Here is a 23,109-nt window from a genome sequence, read left to right on the forward strand (position 1 = left end):
TTTATGATTTGCGATTTTCTAAGATTTCTTTTAGTTTGTAGAATATAGGTTTTATTGGTTTAACAAAATCACCAATATATTCATAAACGTCAGCATTGAAACCTTCTTTGAATTTTTGTACACCTGCGTCTTCAGCATCTTCACTAAAGTCTCCAGTGATACCATAGAAATTATAACGATTAATATCATGCTCTTTAGCAAATTTAATCATTTCCCACTGTAAACGGTAAGCACCCATATAAGCATTATATTTAGGGTTTGAACCACTAGAGAGATAATATACTTCATGGTCATTATAAATATATAACGCAGCGGCTAGATTAAGTACTTGTCCTTCTTTAGCAATCTTATCTTTAGTTTGATTAATTTTACGTTCATTACTATCATATTGCTGTTTTACTTGCGTGTGTTTAGTTTTATTTTTCTTAGAATTTGGATTTTCTTCTAATGTTTTTTCAACTTCTTTTAGTTGTTTTTCTAAGTTATCATGTTTTTCTTGTAATGTATTTAGGTAGTCTTGTAAGTCTATATAAGCAAGTTTCAGCATTGCATGATCTTCATACGTTTTTTGCATATCTTCGAAGTAAGGTTTTTCACGGAATTTGAAACCATGTTTTTCCTCAGCCATTTGGAACAATTCAAAGAATGTGTCTGTTTCTTCTATAGGAAGTGTTTTAACTTGAACACCCATCTCATAAGTTTTCTTAATATTACGACGTGTTTGGTAATCCATTTCTTTTAATAGTTGATCTTCAGTCTTGTCTTTAAGATCTAATACTGATAGCCAACGAATTTGGCTCATTGTATCATAGCCGACTGTATAACCTTGATGTTTATAACCTAAATCTTCCATTGTTTTGATGAATGGTCGATTGTCGAATGATTCGATAATCTCACCATCAGCGTTTCTCAAGTTTTCTAGTAGGTAAGGATCAACAAGAACGTATAAGCAGTTACGTTTTTTTAAGTAATCTGTAAGAGATTTAAAGAAGAAACGAACTAATGATTGATTATTATAATCCATTACTGGACCTCTATGTGTGTAGAAATATTTAAAGAATTTAAGCGAGCGTGCCTCTGTTAAAAGGCAACCAGCAATGACTTTGTCATCTTCATCTTTAACTCCTACAAGATGAACATCGCCTTTCATTTTATTACGGTTATCAAAATGTATACTTGATTGTGTATAATGTGAAAAATTTTCTGAAGTAAATTGATCGAATTCTTCAGAAGATAAGTTAACAAATTTCATCATTAATCTTCCCCTCTAAATCTATTTAGTTATCTAAATTGTCATGATTTATCTATTTTACCAAACCCAAGTCATCATTACACATAATAACACAAAACATTGCATCATACTTTTGTATGAGATAAATTTACCCCAACTTAAATTTAATTAATAGAAAAATCACAAAAAATAAAAACAACTAGCTTCGTTGTAACACTCATTATGTGATAATATTTATAATGAAAGAATGGAATCTAACATGGGACAATAAATGAAGAATGTATAGATTTTCAAGGTAATTTATTTTTTCTATAGATAAAATAGGTTGAAAAGGTAGGAGTGAGTAGTTTGAAGAAATTAGCAGTTGCTTTATCAGTAGTAGCACTTATATTGGCGGGATGTAGTAGTGGTAAATATACTGATAAAATTGATAAAGCTGTAAAAATGCAAGACAAAAAACAAGAAAAAATAGCTAAGCACGATACAGGAGATGAAGTAAAACACTTTGATAAGAAAGATGCGAATATTTATGTATTTAAAAAAGGTAAATACGTTATTCTTGCATATAAACCTTTGAGTGATGATGCTGAAGTGCATTATTACACATATGAGTTTAAAGGCAAAAAAGCGCATTACAAAGAAAACTTTAACTCCAAAGGTTATTATGAAGAACATGAACCTGATTACAAGGAAGAAAACATGAATTAATCGTTGTATAGCTACAAAGGGAGTACTAATGAAAAAATTAATTGGAATTATAGCCATTTTAACCATCATTTTTATATATGGGTGTTCAAAACAACCAAGTTCTATTAAAGCTAAACAAGATGGCAAGCCATTAATAGTTATGTATGGAGATTTTAAATGTCCATATTGTAAAAAAGTAGAAGATAAAGTGATGCCAAAGTTGAGAAATAAATATATTGATAAAAATAAAGTTAAGTTTCAATATGTGAACCTTGCCTTTATAGGAAAGGACTCAATTATTGGTTCAAGAGCACAACAAGCAGTAAATCATTATGCACCAAAGTATTCACTCCAATTTCAAAAGTTAATGTTTGAACATCAAAAAGACGAAGATAAGAAATGGATTACACATACATTAATAGATAAACAAATTGATAAATTAAACATTAGTAATAAAACTAAAGATAAGATTAAAACAAATTATAAAACTAAAAATTCAACATCATGGAAAGCTGCTGAAAAAGATAAAAAACTAGGTAAGGAACATCATATAAAACAAACTCCTACAGTATTCATTGAAGGTAAAAAAGTTAAAGATCCATATGATTTTAGTAGTTATCAAAAACTTTTAGAATAGTAATTTTCTTTAATGAAGAGTAGGGCATAAATAATTTTAAAGAATATAATATGTCAATCTTCTTTGCAAATGTCGACAAGGCTTAAGCTTTTGTCGGCATTTTTTATTTTTAAAAGTTACTTGCAGATGATGCACAATAAAACTACCAATAGTTCTATTTTCCAAATGATTGTGAGAAATATTTTTAAAAGCCCTTGTCAATTCAGAAATAAAAGTATATACTTTTAAATCGTAATAATTACTATTTAGGAGGTTGTTTATGAAAAGACTATTGAGTTTATTAGTCATTCTCCCTTTATTTGCCCTCATTTTAACGGCGTGTGGAAATGATAATAATAAAAAAGAAGATGGTAAGATTACTATCAATACTACAGTTTATCCACTTAAATCTTTTGCAGAACAAATTGGTGGTAAACATGTAAACGTTAAATCAATTTATCCAGCAGGTACTGATTTACATACCTATGAGCCAACACAAAAGGATATCTTAAATGCGAGTAAGGCAGATTTATTTATCTATACAGGTGATGATTTAGATCCAGTTGCTAAAAAAGTAGCAGGAACAATCAAAGATAAAGATAAGAAATTATCTTTACAAGATAAATTAAGTAAAAGTAGTTTACTTCCTGATCATCACCATCATGGAGAAGAGCATGAGGAACACGAACATCATCATGGTGAATATGACCCGCACATTTGGCTAGACCCAAAAATGGATCAAACATTCGCTAAAGAAATCAAAGATGCTTTAATTAAGAAAGATCCAAAACATAAGAAAGAATATGAAAAGAATTACAAAAAACTTAACAAAGAACTTGCTAATTTAGATAAAGAAATGAAGAAAGTAACTAAAGACAAGAAAGATAATGTTGTATTTATCTCACATGAGTCAATCGGTTATCTAGCTCATAGATACGGATTTAAGCAAGAAGGTGTTCAAAATATGAATGCAGAGGATCCATCGCAAAAAGAATTAACTCAAATTGTTAAAGAGATAAGAGCTAGTAAAGCGAAATATATTCTTTATGAGGATAATGTAGCAAATAAAGTTACAGATACAATTCGTAAAGAAACAGATGCTAAACCGCTTAAGTTTTACAACATGGAATCTTTAAATAAAGATCAACAAGAAGAAAAAGACTTGTCTTATCAAAAATTAATGAGAGAAAATATTAAAAACTTAGAAAAGTCATTATCAAGTAATGTGAAAGAACAATAATTAATTCTTAACCACCGAAGCATGGTTTTTTATTACGTTGGTTAAATTGAGAGCCTCCATTCATATGAGTGGGGGCATTTTATTATTTGTTATTTGACGAATTTTGTTACTATATAATCATTAAAATAAAAGATAAAGTGTGAGGGTTCGTTATGCCAATTAAAAAAGAAAAAAATAGAATTATTTTTTCTAGAACATTTCAAGCATCTATTGAAAAAGTATTTGATGCTTATACTAAGAAAGAATTATTTGAACAGTGGTTTCATCCTAAAGGCGCTTCAATAGAGGTTTATCATTTTAACGCTGTTGAGGGTGGAGAGGCGTTTTTCGCGATTCAAGCGCCTAACATGACAAGTTATACTGTTACTGAATATCAAAAAGTAGACAAACCTAATCATATTGAATATCTAGATTACTTTGCTAATTCTAAAGGTGAGAAAGATACTTCAATGCCTGGTATGCAAATTTTCATGAATTTTGAAGAGCAAAATGGCCAAACAACAGTTACCTCAACATCAGTATTTCCAACTCAAGAAGCAGCTCAACAAGCATTAGATATGGGCGTTGAGCAAGGGATGGACTCAACTTTAGATCAATTAGATAAGTTACTTAAATCTTAGTTGTCAAAAATCTGTCAGAGTCAGTCGCTTTTTTTTCAATTATAATTGGTATAGAAATCAATTATTTGTTAAAGAGGTATTATTATGAAAAAAAGATATTTAAAAGTATTGGGATTGTACACATTTACTACAGGCATCTCGTCTATCGTAATTAACTCAAATTGTGTATCTAATAAAATGCTGAGATTTATTTTAAGAACTGCATTGGGTTATGGCATTTTCGCGTATAGTTTACATTTTTTAGCACAACGTAAACATTAACTATAACTAAAGGTGAATAGCTTTATATCGCCCTAGGTACAGGGCGATATTTTTATTAGAAATTTTATTATAGAGATACACAATACATAGATGAATTAATATAATGTATTATTATAAATGTTGAGTTTAATTAAGGAGAGGATCGCATGATACATAATAATAAAAATGTTCAAGATACACATGCAACAAAGACAATTGTTCAAAATATTGCCGGGCAAGTACAAATGAAAGAGGTTATGGCTGATAAAACTCCGAGTCGATATGCTTTAAAATCAATGATGGCCGGTTTTTTACTTTCAATTGTTACAGTGTTTATGTTAGCAATCAAAACCCAATTTGCTTCAACACATATTGACGGCTTAATCAATTTGATGGGTGCAATTTCATTTAGTTTAGGGCTAGTGCTTGTTGTATTAACTCATTCTGAATTACTTACAAGTAATTTCATGTATTTAACCGTCGGCTGGTATTATAAAGTTATAAGTATGAAGAAAGTGACGTGGATATTCATCTTTTGTTTCATAGGAAATATTGTCGGTGGATTTATACTATTCTTCTTACTTAAATTTTCTCATGTAATGACACCAGAGATGACCAATAGTTTAACGACACTGGTACATAAGAAAACAGTTGAATCTACATGGTTGAGTATATTAATTAAAGGTATATTTTGTAATTTCTTTATCAATATTGGCATCTTCATTTCTCTACAATTTAAAGAGGGCTTAGCAAAAGCGTTTTTCATCGCTTGTGGTGTGATTGTCTTTGTATTTATGGGTTATGAACACGTAGTATTTAACGCAGGTCTTTATGCAGGAATGATATTCTTTAATATCGAGGCATTGTCTTGGTTAGACGTGTTAAAGAATATTGTTTTTGCATTTATTGGTAACTATATCGGTGGCGGTATATGTGTTGGTTTAGTTTACGCGTATCTTAATGGGAAACGTGATAGTTTAACTGAATAATTGGTTAAGCAGGTTCATATAGATGGATCTGCTTATTTTTTTAAAAAGATGGTTAAAATTGAAAACAACTTTAAATATAGTCTGAGCTTCTTAAGCTTAATCAATGGACGTTCGTTTGATTAAAAGTTAGCCTATTATTCAAGTAGAATGTTAGATTTTGGGAGTGAAATTATGTCAGAGACAAATATAAGAATTGCCAACATGGGAGATGCAGAGGAGCTACATCAATTAATGTATGATGCTTTCACACCATTAAGAGAGCTAGGAATTGATTGGCCTTCAGTCAATGCAGATTTAGAAATGGTTAAAAATAATTTAGAAAACAATACGACCTTTGTTATGGTAAAGGGCAATGAAATTATTTCTACAATTACTGTACGTTATCCTTGGGGCAGTGTGAGAAGTATTTCTGGATATCCTTTTATATGGTGGTTTGCGACTAAACCATCTTATGATGGTCAGGGCTATGGTAGTCAATTGCTACGTTATGTTGAAGAGGATTTTTTAAGAGATACATTAAAAGCGGCAGCTGTAACTTTAGGTACCTCTGCAAGACTCCATCCTTGGTTACTTAAAATTTATGAAAAAAGAGGCTATGAAGTATATGCTGAACATGAAAATGATGATGGTGATTTAGGAGTCATAATGCGTAAAATTTTAATCCCTGAACGTTTTGAAGAACAAATATTAGGGCAACCACCATTTTAAGACAACTATGAGTATCATTGTCTAAGTATTAAAAGTCTTTATTAGTAAAATAAAAAACTCCTTATAAAGTAGACATTTCAAATTGAATACTTTATAGGGAGTTTTTATATAATTATTCTTTTTTACTTACTTTGTAATCAATAAGGTAAATTGATTCAGGAGTGACATTGAAATTTTTAACTTTACTACTTACGCCATCAATTTGATCATTGTACGTAATATAACTATTTGGAATGTCTCCTTTAGACTTTTCTAAAATTTCATTGGTAACTGATGCACGTTGTTTTTCACCAAAAGAGGTGTTTAATTTTTTAATAAGTTGAGTGACTTCTTTATTATTATAATGTCCTTTATTGAGTGCACCGTTAGGCAAATATGCAGTATTGAAGAAATAGCCAGTATCTCCTCGAGGTATAGTTAAATAACTATACATAGACACATCCCAAGCTTTTGGATCTTTAAGGTAACCATCTATATCATCTACATTACGTAACTGAATATCAATATTAGCTTTTTTAGCTTCTGATTGGATCACTTGGCCAATTTTAGGTAATTCTGGACGACCATCGTATGTGACCATGTTAATTTTAAGTGGATGTGACTTACTAAATCCTTCTTGTGCTAATAATTTTTTAGCCTTTTCAATATCTTGGGGTTGAACTTTATCGTTTTCCACATTTTTTAATCGATCATTAAATGGAGTTGAGGCAGGCTTAGCATAATTTTTAGAAATGTTTTTAGCGATTTCTTTACGATTAATAACCATGTCTAATGCTTCTCGAACATTTTTATTAATCTTTTTACTTTGATGATTGTATAACAGTAGATGTGTTCGGAAACCTGATGTATTTTGGATATTAGCTTTCTTAGAATTTTTTACATCACTTATACGATCGATAGGAACATCTGTGGTTAAATCCGATTTACCAGATAATAAGTTATCAACGCGTGTATTACCATCTTCATGATAAGTGACATTTACTTTATTGAGTTTTGGTTTTCCTTGCCAATAATCTTTGAACTTTGTGAGTTCAAGCTTCTGTGCGCGTTTATAGTTATCTATTTGGTATGGACCTGTTCCGACTGGTTTGTCGGTAACTTTACTTTTGGCTTTAGTATCATAAATTGCCGCAAACGGACTGGCTAGTTCTGATTTTAATTCTGGATAAGGTTCTTCTGTAGTAATCGTCACTTTTTGACCTTTAGCAGAAATTGATTTAATAGGTAATGACCCCTTTAATAAATCACTTTTTTTCATTCCCTCTTCTAAACTTGATTTCACAGCATTCCCAGTCAATTTATGACCATTTTGGAATTTAATATTATCTTTTAATGTCAATTCGAGGGTGTTATCAGATTTTTGATGTGTGCTTTTAACTAGTAATGGTTTAACTTTACCGTCTTTTGACATTTTGAAAAGTGATTCCAAAGCACCTACTTTAACAGGAATATCGGTTTCATAGGGGGCGATTGATTTTGTTTTCAAGGGAATTTCAACATTTAATGTATTTTTATCAGAGTTTGATTTCCCTCCACAACTTGCTAAAATAAAAGATACTAATATGGTAAGGATTAAAATTTTCTTCATTAAACAAGTCCTTTCTTAACATGAACATTGAATTTATTGAAGCAACTTATGTCTAACATTAAAAGTAACATTTATTTAGTATTTATGTTTGAAGTGATTGCGTTATGATGTTAAACCTTATTATTTTTAATTTTAGACATATTTGTTAACTACCAATATATTGATTATATAACTTATAAAGAAAAATTTAAAATTTTCGTCAGATTTAATGACATGACATTTATTATGAGGAATTCCCCTCATGTTTGAGATAAGGGTATTCCCTACTTTTCAAAAATAATGTGAATAAAATCACAATTAATCAAAAAATTATTATACAATGCAGATGAAAGGATTGGTAATAGTGATAGGTAATATCTTAGTGGCACACGGTATGAGGAAAGGTCAACAAAATGAGGCACTAGAGGAGTTTATTACTACACTTTTAAAAGATGAAGATTATCATTATGAGCTTGCATTTTTAGAAAGTGATACACAAAATCTTGAATTGACTATGGAAAAAATGATTAAGCAAGGTGTGACACGATTTAGAATTGTACCCTTACTTATATTCAGAGCGATGCATTATATAGGCGACATACCTGAGATTTTAAAAAGCATGAAAGAGAAATATCCTCATATTAATAGTGAAATGAGTGAGCCACTTGGTACGCATCCTTATATGAAGGATTTAGTTGAAAGAAGAATGGCAGATGTAGACTTACCAGCTAATGCGAATGTAGCAACAGTCATCATTGCACATGGTAACGGTAGTGGTCGTTTCACAAAAGCCCATGAAGAATTAAAAGAATTTGTGAAAAGTATTGATTCAAATAAACCAGTATACGCGAGAGCACTATATGGTGTAATGACATTTAAAAATGATTTGGATGAAATATCTAAAAAATACGATGATTTAATCATCGTACCGCTATTTTTATTTGATGGCCGTTTAGTTAATAAAGTTAAGCGTTTAATATCAGAAATGGATATTCATTGTAATCTTCATATTACACCATCTATTAATTTTGACCACATTTTAAAATTAATTATTCGCGCACGTATAGAACAATTAGCTGTATAAATAATCACTAAATACTTAGCTTCCTTAGTTTAGACTCTTTTACCAATCCTTTAGTAATAAATTATAGATTAATTTTTACATTAGAGGAGCATATATATGTCTAAACAAAAATTAGTAATGATTGGTAACGGTATGGCAGGTATACGAACTATAGAAGAACTGATTAGTCGAGATGCGAATCGCTATGATATCACAGTAGTCGGTAAAGAACCTTATCCAAACTATAATCGAATTATGTTATCCAATATTTTACAAAATAAAATGACTGTCGAAGAGACGATTATGAACAGTTATGAATGGTATGAAGAAAATCATATTACACTTATCAATAATGACCCAGTTGAAAAGGTAAATCGACAATCTAAAAAAATTATTACACAAAAAGGTATAGAACTAGAATATGATATTTGTATTTTCGCAACAGGTTCTAAAGCTTTTGTGTTACCCATTGAGGGGTCTAACTTACCGAGTGTTATCGGGTGGAGAACGATACAAGATACAGAACAAATCATCGATATCGCTAGTAAAAAGAAAAAAGCTATTGTCATCGGTGGTGGGCTACTTGGATTAGAGTGCGCACGTGGTTTATTAGACCAAGGTATGGATGTCACAGTACTTCATCTTGCTGAATGGTTAATGGAGATGCAACTGGATAGAAAAGCTGGCGATATGTTGAGGGCGGATCTTGAAAAGCAAGGCATGAAATTTGAATTGCAAGCCAACTCAAAACGCATTATAGGTGATGAGGATGTTGAAGCTGTTGAATTAGCGGACGGACGTGTGATTGAGACAGATTTAGTCGTTATGGCTGTAGGAATTAGACCTTATACAGAGGTGGCTAAAGATGCTGGATTAGATGTTCAAAGAGGTATTGTAGTCAATGATTTTCTACAAACGTCCGATTCAAATATCTATGCAATTGGAGAATGTGCTGAACACAATGGTAAAGTTTATGGTTTAGTTGCACCACTTTATGAACAGGGTAAAGTTCTTGCTGACTATTTAACTGGAAATGAAACAGAAGGTTACAAAGGGTCAACAACTTTCACTTCTTTAAAGGTTTCTGGTTGTGATTTATACAGTGCTGGTCAGATTGTTGAAAATGATGACATACACGGTATCGAGATTTTTAATAGCATTGACAATATTTATAAAAAGGTATATTTAAATCAAGGACAAGTTGTAGGAGCAGTACTTTATGGAGATACAGATGATGGATCTCGATTTTATAATATGATGAAGAAACATGAATCCCTCGAAGATTATACGCTTGTCTCATTATTACACAAAGGTGATGATACATGTTCAGTTTCAATTGCTGATATGGCAGATGATGAAACAATTTGTGGTTGTAATGGTGTCAATAAAGGTACGATAGTGAACGCTATTACTAAAGAAGGTCTTACATCTGTCAATGAAGTAACCCAATCTACTAAAGCAGGTAATTCATGTGGTAAATGTAAAAAACAAATAGGAGAAATACTTCAATATACACTCGGGGATGACTTTGTAGCTGCAAAACCTTCAGGAATATGCAGTTGTACAGAACTTACTAGAGATCAAATTGTGACTCAAATCAGAGCTAAAGGTCTTAAAACATCCAAGGAAGTAAGACATGTGTTGAATTTTAAAGATAAAAATGGATGCCCTAAATGTCGTCCTGCAATTAATTATTATCTAAATATGGTATATCCATTTGAGCATCAAGATGAACAAGACTCTCGATTTGCAAATGAGCGTTATCATGCCAATATACAAAATGATGGTACATTTTCTGTCATACCTCAAATGAGAGGGGGCGTAACAGATCCAGACCAGCTTATTAAACTTGGAGAAGTTGCTAAGAAATACAATGTGCCACTCGTAAAAGTAACAGGATCACAACGTATTGGATTATATGGCTTAAACAAAGAAGAATTACCTAATGTATGGAAGGATTTAGGGATGCGTTCAGCTTCCGCTTATGGTAAAAAAACGCGTTCTGTAAAAAGTTGTGTCGGAAAAGAATTTTGCCGTTTTGGTACACAATACACAACTCGTCTAGGTATTCGTCTCGAAAAAACTTTCGAATATATTGATACACCTCATAAGTTTAAAATGGGCGTCTCCGGTTGCCCTAGAAGTTGTGTAGAATCTGGTGTGAAAGACTTCGGTGTCATCTCAGTTGAAAATGGATACCAAATATATATTGGTGGCAATGGAGGTACTGATGTTACAGTCGGACAATTACTAACAACAGTAGAAACTGAAGATGAAGTCATTCAATTATGCGGTGCTTTAATGCAATATTATAGAGAAACTGGTATTTATGCCGAGAGAACTGCACCGTGGATTCGTCGATTAGGTTTTGAAAATGTGAAAGAAGTTTTATTAGATAAAGAAAGACAAGAAGAATTATTTAATAGAATTATGGAAGCGAAAAAAGCTATAGAAAATGAACCATGGCAAGCCATTGTAGAAAATAAAAATGCACAAAAAATCTTTGAAGTTGAGAAGGTGTAAGAGATGAAAGCAATGGAAAAGGTGAAAGTTACAACATTAGATGCGTTAACACCACTTATAGGTAAAAAAGTCATTGTAGATAATAAAGAAATTGGAATATTTCTTACTGAAAAGGGAGATGTTTACGCTGTAAGTAATATCTGTCCGCATAAAAAAGGTCCATTGTCTGAAGGGACTGTAAGTGGAAATTATGTTTACTGTCCTTTACATGACCAAAAAATAGATTTGTTATCTGGAAAAGTACAAGAGCCAGATTCAGGTTGTGTCCAAACCTATACTGTTGAGGTTATCGATAATGAGGTTTATATATGTCTTTAAAATCAATGGGAAAGGTATATTTAATTGGGGCAGGACCTGGTAACCCTAATTTATTAACTAAAAAAGCAGAACGTATCATTAGAAATGCAGATGTCATTCTCTATGATCGTTTAGTCAATCCTCTTATTCTACAGTATTCAAGTTTTCAAACTGAACTGATTGATGTAGGGAAAAAACCTTACTGCAAACACATTCAACAAGAGGATATCAATCAAAAAATAGTTCAAATGGCTGAAAAATACCAATGTGTTGTACGCTTAAAAGGTGGAGATCCTGCTATATTTGGCAGGGTTACTGAAGAAATTAATACTTTAAAATCATATGGCATTGAACATGAAATTATACCAGGCGTGACATCAGCAAGTGCTGCAGTGGCCTCTCTCAATATAGGATTAACTATGAGAGGAATAGCGCCGAGTGTAACTTTTTCAACTGGACATTTTAAAGAGTCTACTAATAAAGATATTGATATAAGAAATTTAATGAATGGTGGAACTTTGGCCATTTACATGGGAATTAAACGACTAGGTGCAATCATCGAACAAATTAAAAATTATACTAGTGAAGATTATCCAATAGCTATCGTTTTTAATGCTACTTGCTATAATCAAAAAGTGATTACCGGGAATCTAAGTACGATTGAACAACTATTAAATGAAGATAATTCAGAGGGACAACCGGGAATTTGTATATTAGGTCCATTGGTGAATGAAATAGATAAAATGGTATTGGATAGCACCATGGAAGATATCAATCATATTTTGTACGTGATTAATGGAGATAAAGAAACTGCTATGTTAAAAGCTGAAGCATTGTATGAAGAAGGGAAGAATTGTTTACTTAATTTTGATAATAGTTACCATCATACTCAACAAGTATTATACAAAAATATAATGGACCAACACGATATTAGTTATATTCAAGTATAAATAGAATTAATTTTGATACTCCTCGGAAGCGTGGGGCGACAAATTGGATTCACTCGAATTCAATATTGTCGTCCCTTTTTTAGGGATTAAAACTATTCAATTAGGTATTTCCCTAATATTAAAACTTTGTGAAAAAATGTACAATCATTGTGAACACGAATACTACGATATAAATGCGAAATGATAAAAGCATTCAAAGTGGAAGGATGTCATTAATGGGAAAATTTGGATTAAATTTCTTTAAGCCTACTGAAAAGTTTAATGGAAATTGGTCAGTTTTAGAGCAAAAGAGTAGAGAATGGGAGAAAATGTATCGTGAAAGATGGAGCCATGATAAGGTAGTTAGAACGACTCACGGCGTCAATTGTACTGGTTCATGCTCGTGGAAAGTATTTGTTAAAAACGGAGTGATTACTTGGGAAAATCAACAAACTGACTACCCAAGTTGCGGACCTGATATGCCGGAATTTGAACCTCGTGGATGTCCAAGAGGCGCTTCATTTTCATGGTATGAGTACAGTCCTCTAAGAGTAAAATATCCATACATTAGAGGGAAATTATTAGATTTATGGACTCAAGCATTAGAGGAAAATAACGGCAATCGAATCGCAGCATGGGCCTCTATAGTAGAAGATGAAAATAAAGCTAAAGCATATAAAGAAGCTCGAGGAAAAGGTGGTCATGTTAGAGCAAACTGGAGAGACGTAACAGATATTATTGCAGCACAAATTTTATATACGATTAAAAAAGATGGTCCTGACCGAATTGCAGGATTCACTCCTATACCTGCAATGTCTATGATTAGTTATGCCTCAGGAGCAAGATTTATTAATCTATTGGGCGGAGAAATGCTTAGCTTCTATGACTGGTACGCTGACTTACCTCCTGCTTCACCTCAAATATGGGGAGAACAAACAGACGTACCTGAATCGAGTGATTGGTATAACGCTGCTTACATTATCATGTGGGGATCCAATGTACCATTAACACGAACACCAGACGCACATTTTATGACTGAAGTAAGATATAAAGGGACTAAAGTCATTTCAGTTGCACCAGATTATGCAGAAAACGTGAAATTTGCTGACAATTGGTTTGCGGCTCATCCAGGTACAGATGCTGCAGTAGCGCAAGCTATGACGCACGTTATTTTACAGGAATTTTATGAAAATGAACCTAACGATATGTTTATCAATTATGCGAAGCAATATACTGATATGCCGTTCGTGATTATGTTAGATCAAGATGAAAATGGTTATAAAGCAGGTCGATTTTTACGAGCAAGTGATTTAGGTATTGATAGTGAGAATAGTGAATGGAAGCCAGTTATTTTTGATTGTGAAAGTCAACAATTAGTAGTACCAAATGGAACGATGGGCCAGCGTTGGGAAGAAGGTAAGAAATGGAATTTAAAATTAGAGAATGAAGATGGAACAAAAATTAATCCGGCTTTATCTATGGTTGAAGAAGATTATGAATTACAAACTATCCAGTTCCCATACTTTGATAGTAAGGGTGACGGCGTGTTTAAGAGACCTATTCCATCTCGCAAGATTAGATTGTCTAATGATCAAGAAGTATATATATCAACTGTTTATGACCTTATGGCGAGTCAATATGGTATTCAACGTTTTAACCATGAACTTGAAGCTCAATCCTATGATGACGTTAAATCCAAATATACACCAGCATGGCAAGAATCTATTACTGGTATCAATAGAGGATTAGTCATTCAAGTTGCTAAAGAATTCGCTCAAAATGCAATTGATACAGATGGACGGTCTATGATTATTATGGGCGCAGGCATTAATCACTGGTTTAATTCAGATACGATTTACCGTTCGATTTTAAATTTAGTAATGCTTTGTGGATGTCAAGGAGTCAATGGAGGCGGTTGGGCACATTATGTAGGTCAAGAAAAGTGTCGACCTATTGAAGGATGGAATACTGTTGCCTTTGCTAAGGATTGGCAAGGACCGCCACGTTTACAAAATGGTACAAGTTGGTTCTATTTTGCAACAGATCAATGGAAATATGAGGAATCAAATGTTGATCAATTTAAATCACCATTAGCTGAGAATATTAAACATCAACATCCAGCAGATTACAATGTGACAGCTGCCCGATTAGGTTGGCTACCTTCATATCCTCAATTTAATAAAAATAGTCTGTTGTTCGGAGAAGAAGCCAAAGAGGAAGGGAACGACTCTAATGAGGCTATTCTTAAAAAAGCAATTGACTCAATAAAAAATAAAGAGACTCAATTTGCAATTGAAGATCCAGATTTAAGAAAGAACCATCCTAAAACACTATTTGTTTGGAGATCAAACTTAATATCCAGTTCCGCTAAAGGACAAGAATATTTCATGAAACATTTATTAGGCACACGGTCAGGTTTAATGGCTGAACCTAATGAAGATGATAAACCTTCAGAAATTAAATGGAGAGAAGATACTGTTGGTAAATTAGACTTATTAGTGTCATTAGATTTTAGAATGACTGCGACGCCTTTATATTCCGATATCGTTCTACCAGCTGCAACTTGGTATGAAAAACACGATTTATCTTCAACAGATATGCATCCATTTATACATCCTTTTAATCCTGCGATAGATCCTTTATGGGAATCACGCTCAGATTGGGATATTTATAAAACTTTAAGTAAAGCAATTTCAGAAATGGCAAAGGATTATTTACCAGGAACATTCAAAGATGTTGTAACAACACCTCTAGGTCATGATTCTAAACAAGAATTAGGTTCTGAATTTGGAATTGTTAAAGATTGGTCGAAAGGTGAAATTGAAGGTATTCCAGGAAAAACAATGCCCAACTTTGCCATTGTAGAACGTGATTACACTAAAATTTACGATAAATTTGTCACGCTTGGTCCTTTACTTGAAAAAGCCAACGTAGGTGCTCATGGAGTAAGTTTCAGCGTAAAAGATGAGTATGAAGAACTGAAAAGCATGCTCGGTACATGGAATGATAATGATAAAAATTCGGTAAGAAATCATCGACCTCGAATTGACACTGCACGTAAAGTCGCAGATGCAATATTAAATATTTCCTCTGCGACTAATGGGAAATTATCACAACTATCTTATGAAGATTTAGAACATCAAACTGGAATGCCATTGAAGGATATCTCTCAAGCTCGTGCTTCAGAGAAGATTTCATTTTTGAATATAACATCACAACCACGAGAAGTAATTCCAACGGCGGTATTTCCAGGTTCAAATAAAAATGGTCGAAGATACTCTCCTTTCACAACTAATATTGAGAGACTCGTACCATTTAGAACATTAACAGGTAGACAAAGCTATTATATCGATCATGAAATATTTCAACAGTTTGGAGAAAGCTTACCCGTTTATAAACCAACATTACCACCAATGGTATTTGGAACACGAGATAAGAAGGTTAAAGGTGGGCAAGATGCTTTAGTACTTAGATATTTAACCCCACATGGTAAATGGAATATTCATTCAACTTATCAGGACAATGAACGTATGCTAACGCTATTTAGAGGTGGGCCTGTAGTATGGCTATCAAACGAAGATGCAGAAGAACATGACATTAAAGACAATGATTGGTTAGAAGTGTACAACCGAAATGGTGTTGTAACTGCGAGAGCTGTAACATCACATCGTATGCCTAAAGGAACAATGTTTATGTATCATGCACAAGATAAACATATTGAAACACCTGGTTCAGAAATTACAGATACTCGTGGAGGCTCTCATAATGCACCTACTAGAATTCACCTAAAGCCTACACAATTAGTTGGAGGTTACGCTCAAATTAGTTATCACTTTAATTACTATGGTCCGATTGGAAACCAAAGAGATGTATATGTTGCGGTAAGAAAAATGAAAGAGGTGAATTGGCTTGAAGATTAAAGCGCAGATAGCAATGGTGCTGAACTTAGACAAATGTATTGGTTGTCATACATGTAGTGTGACATGCAAAAACACTTGGACTAACAGACCTGGTGCTGAATATATGTGGTTTAATAATGTAGAAACAAAGCCTGGTGTTGGCTATCCTAAGCGTTGGGAGGATCAAAGCCATTATAAAGGTGGTTGGGTGTTAAATAAGAAAGGTCAACTTGAATTAAAATCTGGAAATAGATGGTCAAAAATTGCTTTAGGTAAAATCTTTTACAATCCAGATATGCCTTTGATTAAAGATTATTATGAACCTTGGACATATAATTACGAGCATTTAACTACTGCTAAGGAGGGGAAACATTCTCCTGTTGCTAAGGCACACTCTCTCATTTCTGGTGACAAGCTTGACTTAGAGTGGGGGCCTAACTGGGAAGATGATTTAGCCGGTGGCCACGTTACAGGTCCTAAAGATCCTAACATTCAACAAATTGAAGAAGATATCAAATTTCAATTTGATGAAACGTTTATGATGTATTTACCACGTTTGTGTGAACATTGTCTTAATCCAAGTTGTGTTGCTTCTTGTCCCTCAGGCGCAATGTATAAAAGAGATGAAGATGGGATTGTATTAGTTGACCAAGACGCTTGTCGAGGTTGGCGTTATTGTATGACAGGATGTCCTTATAAAAAAGTATATTTTAATTGGAAAACGAATAAAGCAGAAAAATGTACGTTTTGTTTTCCTAGAATCGAAGCGGGCATGCCAACAGTGTGTTCTGAAACATGTACAGGTAGAATGAGATACCTAGGTGTGATGTTATATGATGCAGATCGAGTGCAAGAAGCGGCTTCTGCAACTAATGAAGAGGATTTATATGAAAAACAACTAGACTTATTTTTAGACCCATTTGATGAAGAGGTGATTGCCGAAGCCGAAAGAGAAGGTATCAGTCATGAATGGATTACTGCAGCTCAAAATTCTCCAGTGTATAAATTAGCAGTGGAATATAAGATGGCTTTTCCATTACATCCAGAATTTAGAACGATGCCGATGGTATGGTACTGTCCACCGTTAAGTCCAATTATGAGCTATTTTGAAGGGCAAAATGCTGGAAATAACTCAGATATGATATTCCCAGCAATAGAAGAGATGCGATTACCTATTGAATATTTAGCTAATTTATTAACTGCTGGTGATGTAGCACCAATAAAATTAGGGTTACAAAAAATGGCGATGATGCGAAGCTATATGAGAGCGAAAGTGACTCAACAACCATTCGATGTGTCTAAGCTTGAACGATTGAATTTAACAGAAAGTCAATTAAATGACATGTATCGTTTATTAGGAATTGCCAAATATGAAGATCGTTTTGTTGTTCCAACTTCGCACAAAGAAACATATTTAGATACCTATAGAGCACAAGGTAGTCAAGGTTATGGTGGAGAATACTTTGGTGCAAATTGTGAAGGTTGTGGTGTAGCAGTTGGCTCAGGTAAATCAGGACAAGAGATATACAATGATAACTTCTATGGAGGGATTTTCCGTGATTAATCTTCAGAAATTAGCTCAATATCAAGAAAGTTTAGGTTACTTGGGCCAACAAATTAACTTTCCAGAAAAGTTAACCTTTCACCCTAATGTGTTTCAAGAAACAATTGAAGCATCTCACCCAGCATACGAAGATTTATGTGCATTTAGAGAAATTATAATGAATTATTCTTTGTCAGAAATTAAAGCAATTTATACAGATACATTTGATTTCAGTAAAAACTATCCTCTTTACATGACATATAATCGATTTGATACTCAAAAAGAACGTGGGCAAATGTTAGCTAAACTTAAAGTGTTATATGAAATGTTTGGTCTTAAAATGATAGACAATGAATTATCGGATTACTTACCATTAATGCTTCAATTTTTGCAAGTAGCTCGCTGGGAAAATGATGTTCGTGCAGAAGACAATTTAAAATTAATCATCATGATTATTGAGGATGGAACTTATGAGATGGCTAATCATCTTACTAAAAATAACAATCCTTATGCGTATGTCATCAAAGCGTTAAGACAAACTTTAAAAGCATGTATTGTTTCTAATAAAGAGGTGGGAAATCATGCTTAATCAATTTACATGGGTCATTTATCCTTATTTATGTTTAAGTATTTTTGTTATTGGACATATTGCTCGTTATAAATATGATCAATTTTCTTGGACGGCTAAATCAAGTGAATTAATTGAAAAGAAACAGTTAAAATGGGGAAGTTTGATGTTTCATCTTGGCGTGATTCCAGTATTCTTTGGTCATGTTGTAGGTTTGTTGATTCCAGCAAATTGGCTTGAATCTATAGGTGTCAATGATCACATCTATCACATAGGAGCAGTATATATTGGTAGTATTTTTGGTATAATGACATTGTTAGGAATGATACTTCTTACTTCAAGAAGATTAACTATTAAAAATGTTAGGAAACTTAGTTCAACTTCTGATATTTTCGTTAATATTTTATTAGTGATTATATTAATTATGGGTTGTTATTCAACAATTTTTACCAACGCGGTTCAACCTGATTTTGATTATCGTCAAACTATAGCGATATGGTTTAGACATCTGTTTATGTTTACACCTAATGCTGATTTTATGATTCACGTCCCTTGGTCTTTTAAATTGCACATTTTACTAGGATTTACAATATTTGCTTGTTGGCCATTTACAAGATTAGTCCACGTATGGAGTGTACCGATTTCATATATGAACAGAAGATATATTATTTACCGCAAGAATAAAGTTTGATGACGAGAGGATGGGAAAATTGAGACCAGAATCCTTATTAAACAATCAAAGTTTACAGAATAATTTAGACCGATTGAGAATAGATGGTGGTTATGATTTTGGGGGGATTGCGATGTATGAACGATCGCTTAGATCATCGCCAATCAAATGGAAATATGTTTCAGGTAATACGAATGAACGATATAAATTAATTATATTAAGAAAAGGAAGAGGTTTAGCTGGGACTGTAATGAAAACTGGAAAACGCATGGTAATTGCTGATGTAGATACAGCACTAACTCAAGCAGAGAAAATTGCCTTTCCAATTATTTTGAATGAATCGTTAACAGCTGTTGTAGCAGTTCCACTATGGCTTGAACATCAAATGTATGGAGTATTATTGTTAGGTCAAAGAAATCATCATCCTCTGCCACAGTCTTTAGAACAACTTGATATTCAAAGTCAAATAGGGTTTTTTACAGAAACGAATTAGGTGAATATGATGCTAAATAAATTTGAATTAAATGTAGAAGACTTGTTGCATAAATATTATGATACTACGACTGAAAAGATTGTCTTTGTCGATCGTCTTGGCAAAATTATTGCAATGAACGGAGCTGCTAGAGATATATTATCTGAAGAAGATAATTATAAAGCAATGACGCATGCCATTTGCAATCGCTGTGAAGGATATTCCAATGAATATGATTTACAGTCATGTGAAGAATGCTTTTTAGAAGCGAATCATTTGCAGAAATCAAACTTCCAAGTATTTATGAAGACAAAGGACAATAAAATAGAACCTTATACAGCTACTTATCAAACTATTGATGATGAAAGAGGAATTAGTGCTTTTACTTTGCAAAATGTTTCTCCACAAATTGAAAGACAGGAGAAAATGTATCAACAGAAAATGCTTCACAAATCTATACAAGCCCAAGAGAATGAAAGAAAGCGCATTTCTCGTGAATTACATGATAGCGTGATTCAAGAAATGTTAAATATTGATGTTGAACTACGACTATTAAAATACAAGTTTCAAGATGAAACAGTTGTTGAAAGTACGCAACAAATAGAAGGTTTAGTGTCGCAACTCATTGATGACATTCGTAATCTATCAGTGGAACTACGTCCTTCGTCATTAGATGATTTAGGCATAGAAGCCGCTTTTAATTCCTACTTTAAGCAATTTGAAGAAAATTATGGTATTCAAATTAATTACCATTCCAATATTAAAGGATTACGGTTTGATAATGAAGTTGAAACTGTTGTCTATCGTGTGATTCAAGAAGCGGTTCTAAATGCGTTAAAATACGCAGAAGTAAATGAAATAGAGGTTCATATTAGTAAAAGTGAACATCGCTTGTTAGCGGAAGTAGTAGATAGAGGTAAAGGTTTTAATTTGGATGACAAGCCCAGAGGATCAGGACTAGGCTTTTACGGTATGAGAGAGCGTGCGGAATTAGTAAATGGAAATATTAATATTGAATCACACCTCAATAAAGGAACCATAGTCACACTAGACATACCTATTTAAAATAGTGGGGGAATGAATGTGAAGATCGTTATAGCAGATGACCACGCTGTAGTAAGAACAGGATTTTCGATGATATTAAACTACCAAGAAGATATGGAAGTTGTCGCAACAGCAGCTGATGGTGTTGAAGCATATCAAAAGGTTTTAGAGTATAAACCAGATGTTTTAATTTTAGATTTGAGCATGCCACCTGGTGAATCAGGGTTAGTCGCTACAAGTAAAATTTCAGAAAGTTTTCCAGAAACTAAGATTCTTATTTTAACGATGTATGATGATGAGGAATACCTATTTCACGTTTTAAAAAGTGGAGCGAAAGGATATATTTTAAAAAATGCACCTGATGAGCAATTAATTTTAGCTGTAAGAACAGTATATAAAGGAGAAACATATGTAGATATGAAGATGACCACTTCTTTAGTAAATGAGTTTATTAATCAATCTCATCAGGAAGAAGTGAGTTATTCTTCAGATCCCTTTAAGATATTATCAAAAAGAGAACTTGAAATTCTACCGCTTATTGCAAAAGGTTATGGTAATAAAGATATAGCTGAAAAGTTATTTGTTTCAGTGAAAACAGTTGAAGCACATAAAACGCACATTATGAATAAACTCAACCTTAAGAGCAAACCTGAGCTTGTAGAATATGCATTAAAAAAGAAATTACTCGAGTTTTAAAAACATACTGTTGATTAATCAAGTCCTAAAAGATGATAAGCTCATCATTTTTTAGGATTTTTTGTGCTTTAAAATTAGCAGGTATCATACGATGTTTATTTTTTAGAGTTAACTTTTAATACTTTTTATAGGGAAAAAGCTGAGTATATTAAGGGTAAATCCTTATGTTCATTTTTTCACAATAAAACTAAAATAAAGTTGTAATTAGTACTATGTCTATTCCCGTATGTATTATTTATAGATTTCATTATTTTGACCTCTCTTAAAAATAGACATGGTACTAATCATTATTCTATCAACTTAATGAAGGTGAAAAAGAAATGAAAAAAGGAGTTTACCAGCTTACATTACAAACGTTTAGTTTGATAGTAGGTTTTATGGCGTGGAGTATTATATCTCCGTTAATGCCATTTATCACTCAAGATATTAAAATTTCTGCTAGTCAAATTTCTATTATTTTAGCTATACCTGTTATTTTAGGATCAGTTTTAAGAGTTCCTTTTGGGTATCTTACAAATATTATAGGTGCCAAATGGGTATTCTTTAGTAGTTTTATAGTATTGCTATTCCCAATATTTTTCTTAGGACAAGCCCAAAGTACGACGATGCTTATAATTTGTGGCTTCTTTCTTGGAGTCGGTGGGGCGATATTCTCAGTAGGAGTAACTGCGCTACCTAAATATTTTACAAAAGATAAAGTTGGTTTAGCTAACGGGATTTATGGAATGGGCAATATAGGAACAGCAATTTCATCTTTTTGTGCACCTGTTTTGGCAGGATTAATAGGGTGGCAAAATACCGTAAGAAGTTATTTAATCATTATCAGCTTGTTTGCAGTATTAATGTTCTTATTGGGAGATAATAAAGAACCTAAAGTCAAAGTACCGTTAATATCTCAAGTCAAAGTATTGGCTAAAAATTATAAATTATACTATTTGAGTTTTTGGTACTTCATAACATTTGGTGCGTTTGTGGCATTTGGATTATTCTTACCAAATTATTTAGTGCATCATTTTACTATCGATAAGGTAGATGCAGGGATTCGATCCGGTATTTTTATAGCTCTTGCAACATTTTTACGTCCACTTGGTGGCGTTTTAGGGGATAAATTTAATGCTGTGAAAGTACTCATTATAGATTTTGTAATAATGATTATTGGAGGTTTAATTTTAACTTTATTCGATGGAATCATCTATTTTACTATTGGTTGTTTAACTATAAGCGTTTGTGCAGGTATAGGTAATGGCCTCGTGTTTAAGTTAGTACCTTCTTATTTCTCGAAAGAAGCAGGCTCTGCAAATGGAATTGTTTCTATGATGGGAGGTTTGGGTGGTTTCTTCCCACCTTTAGTGATTACATTTGTCACAGGACTAACAGGTTCAAGTCATCTTGCATTTGGTTTATTAGTACTATTTGCACTTATCGCTTTAATCACAATGGTTCATTTATATAAAAAAGAAACTGAAATAGGTACAACACTCTATAGTGACTAATGTTAGTTAATATG

The 23,109-nt window shown here is 32.8% G+C and carries 20 protein-coding genes and 1 pseudogene; 19 read left to right on the forward strand and 2 right to left on the reverse strand.

Going from position 1 to position 23,109, the window contains the following annotated elements:
• Position 1: 1 nt before the first annotated feature.
• The gene (locus tag HMPREF2706_RS00160; protein WP_070597707.1) at positions 2-1,252 is read right to left on the reverse strand and encodes an aminoacyltransferase; all 1,251 of its coding nucleotides are present in this window, start codon (positions 1,250-1,252) and stop codon (positions 2-4) included.
• Positions 1,253-1,579: 327 nt separating this feature from the next.
• Between HMPREF2706_RS00160 and HMPREF2706_RS00165 the strand changes: the two genes are divergently transcribed.
• The 7 genes and pseudogenes from HMPREF2706_RS00165 (at position 1,580) to HMPREF2706_RS00190 (ending at position 6,331) form a co-directional block, all read left to right on the forward strand.
• Positions 1,580-1,939 carry a DUF4467 domain-containing protein gene (locus tag HMPREF2706_RS00165; protein WP_002432307.1) on the forward strand — a complete coding sequence of 120 codons (360 nt, stop codon included), beginning with the start codon at positions 1,580-1,582 and terminating at the stop codon, positions 1,937-1,939.
• A 28-nt stretch (positions 1,940-1,967) separates the two neighbouring features.
• Positions 1,968-2,555 (forward strand): DsbA family protein, encoded by a 588-nt coding sequence (locus HMPREF2706_RS00170; protein ID WP_049428410.1) that lies wholly within the window; start codon positions 1,968-1,970, stop codon positions 2,553-2,555.
• Positions 2,556-2,814: 259 nt separating this feature from the next.
• A pseudogene (locus tag HMPREF2706_RS00175) lies at positions 2,815-3,765 on the forward strand (metal ABC transporter solute-binding protein, Zn/Mn family); the annotation flags it as partial.
• Positions 3,766-3,926: 161 nt separating this feature from the next.
• The gene (locus tag HMPREF2706_RS00180; RefSeq protein ID WP_047796655.1) at positions 3,927-4,394 is read left to right on the forward strand and encodes an SRPBCC family protein; all 468 of its coding nucleotides are present in this window, start codon (positions 3,927-3,929) and stop codon (positions 4,392-4,394) included.
• An 84-nt stretch (positions 4,395-4,478) separates the two neighbouring features.
• A complete protein-coding gene (locus HMPREF2706_RS12170; RefSeq protein ID WP_030063344.1) occupies positions 4,479-4,655 on the forward strand; it encodes a hypothetical protein in 177 nt (58 codons plus the stop codon).
• 146 nt (positions 4,656-4,801) lie between these two features.
• A complete protein-coding gene (locus HMPREF2706_RS00185; RefSeq protein ID WP_023351202.1) occupies positions 4,802-5,623 on the forward strand; it encodes a formate/nitrite transporter family protein in 822 nt (273 codons plus the stop codon).
• A gap of 171 nt (positions 5,624-5,794) precedes the next feature.
• The gene (locus HMPREF2706_RS00190) at positions 5,795-6,331 is read left to right on the forward strand and encodes a GNAT family N-acetyltransferase (protein WP_064212209.1); all 537 of its coding nucleotides are present in this window, start codon (positions 5,795-5,797) and stop codon (positions 6,329-6,331) included.
• A gap of 112 nt (positions 6,332-6,443) precedes the next feature.
• On the opposite strand, the gene nikA is transcribed toward HMPREF2706_RS00190, so the two are convergent.
• The gene (nikA, locus tag HMPREF2706_RS00195) at positions 6,444-7,919 is read right to left on the reverse strand and encodes a nickel ABC transporter substrate-binding protein (protein WP_049428403.1); all 1,476 of its coding nucleotides are present in this window, start codon (positions 7,917-7,919) and stop codon (positions 6,444-6,446) included.
• 343 nt (positions 7,920-8,262) lie between these two features.
• Here nikA and HMPREF2706_RS00200 point away from each other — a divergent pair, with 343 nt between their 5' ends.
• The 12 genes from HMPREF2706_RS00200 (at position 8,263) to HMPREF2706_RS00255 (ending at position 23,095) form a co-directional block, all read left to right on the forward strand.
• The gene (locus HMPREF2706_RS00200) at positions 8,263-8,982 is read left to right on the forward strand and encodes a sirohydrochlorin chelatase (protein ID WP_002432663.1); all 720 of its coding nucleotides are present in this window, start codon (positions 8,263-8,265) and stop codon (positions 8,980-8,982) included.
• Between the two features lie 96 nt (positions 8,983-9,078).
• Positions 9,079-11,484 carry a nitrite reductase large subunit NirB gene (gene nirB / locus HMPREF2706_RS00205; protein ID WP_049428401.1) on the forward strand — a complete coding sequence of 802 codons (2,406 nt, stop codon included), beginning with the start codon at positions 9,079-9,081 and terminating at the stop codon, positions 11,482-11,484.
• A gap of 3 nt (positions 11,485-11,487) precedes the next feature.
• Complete coding sequence (nirD, locus tag HMPREF2706_RS00210; RefSeq protein WP_002432729.1) at positions 11,488-11,802, forward strand: nitrite reductase small subunit NirD; 315 nt, start codon at positions 11,488-11,490, stop codon at positions 11,800-11,802.
• Positions 11,793-12,731: a uroporphyrinogen-III C-methyltransferase gene (cobA, locus tag HMPREF2706_RS00215; protein ID WP_049428399.1), complete on the forward strand. Its 939-nt coding sequence runs from the start codon at positions 11,793-11,795 to the stop codon at positions 12,729-12,731. Before nirD ends, cobA begins: the two co-directional genes overlap by 10 nt.
• A 215-nt stretch (positions 12,732-12,946) precedes the next feature.
• Complete coding sequence (locus HMPREF2706_RS00220) at positions 12,947-16,630, forward strand: nitrate reductase subunit alpha (protein WP_070862086.1); 3,684 nt, start codon at positions 12,947-12,949, stop codon at positions 16,628-16,630.
• Entirely contained in the window at positions 16,620-18,173 is a 1,554-nt protein-coding gene (gene narH, locus HMPREF2706_RS00225) for a nitrate reductase subunit beta (RefSeq protein WP_002432673.1), read from the forward strand. The genes HMPREF2706_RS00220 and narH overlap by 11 nt, the downstream gene beginning before the upstream one ends.
• A complete protein-coding gene (gene narJ / locus HMPREF2706_RS00230) occupies positions 18,151-18,741 on the forward strand; it encodes a nitrate reductase molybdenum cofactor assembly chaperone (protein ID WP_176746155.1) in 591 nt (196 codons plus the stop codon). The genes narH and narJ overlap by 23 nt, the downstream gene beginning before the upstream one ends.
• Positions 18,734-19,411 carry a respiratory nitrate reductase subunit gamma gene (gene narI, locus HMPREF2706_RS00235; protein ID WP_023351211.1) on the forward strand — a complete coding sequence of 226 codons (678 nt, stop codon included), beginning with the start codon at positions 18,734-18,736 and terminating at the stop codon, positions 19,409-19,411. The genes narJ and narI overlap by 8 nt, the downstream gene beginning before the upstream one ends.
• Positions 19,412-19,430: 19 nt before the next feature.
• A complete protein-coding gene (gene nreA / locus HMPREF2706_RS00240) occupies positions 19,431-19,883 on the forward strand; it encodes a nitrate respiration regulation accessory nitrate sensor NreA (protein ID WP_002432590.1) in 453 nt (150 codons plus the stop codon).
• 9 nt (positions 19,884-19,892) lie between these two features.
• Positions 19,893-20,927, forward strand: a complete 1,035-nt coding sequence (locus tag HMPREF2706_RS00245; RefSeq protein WP_030062322.1) for a sensor histidine kinase — start codon at positions 19,893-19,895, stop codon at positions 20,925-20,927.
• A gap of 18 nt (positions 20,928-20,945) precedes the next feature.
• The gene (nreC, locus tag HMPREF2706_RS00250; RefSeq protein ID WP_002432902.1) at positions 20,946-21,602 is read left to right on the forward strand and encodes a nitrate respiration regulation response regulator NreC; all 657 of its coding nucleotides are present in this window, start codon (positions 20,946-20,948) and stop codon (positions 21,600-21,602) included.
• Positions 21,603-21,922: 320 nt separating this feature from the next.
• On the forward strand, positions 21,923-23,095 hold the full coding sequence (locus HMPREF2706_RS00255; RefSeq protein ID WP_023351214.1) for a nitrate/nitrite transporter: 1,173 nt from the start codon (positions 21,923-21,925) through the stop codon (positions 23,093-23,095).
• Positions 23,096-23,109 lie beyond the last annotated feature (14 nt).

The organism is Staphylococcus sp. HMSC067F07 (assembly GCF_001837405.1).
Classification (GTDB): domain Bacteria; phylum Bacillota; class Bacilli; order Staphylococcales; family Staphylococcaceae; genus Staphylococcus; species Staphylococcus capitis.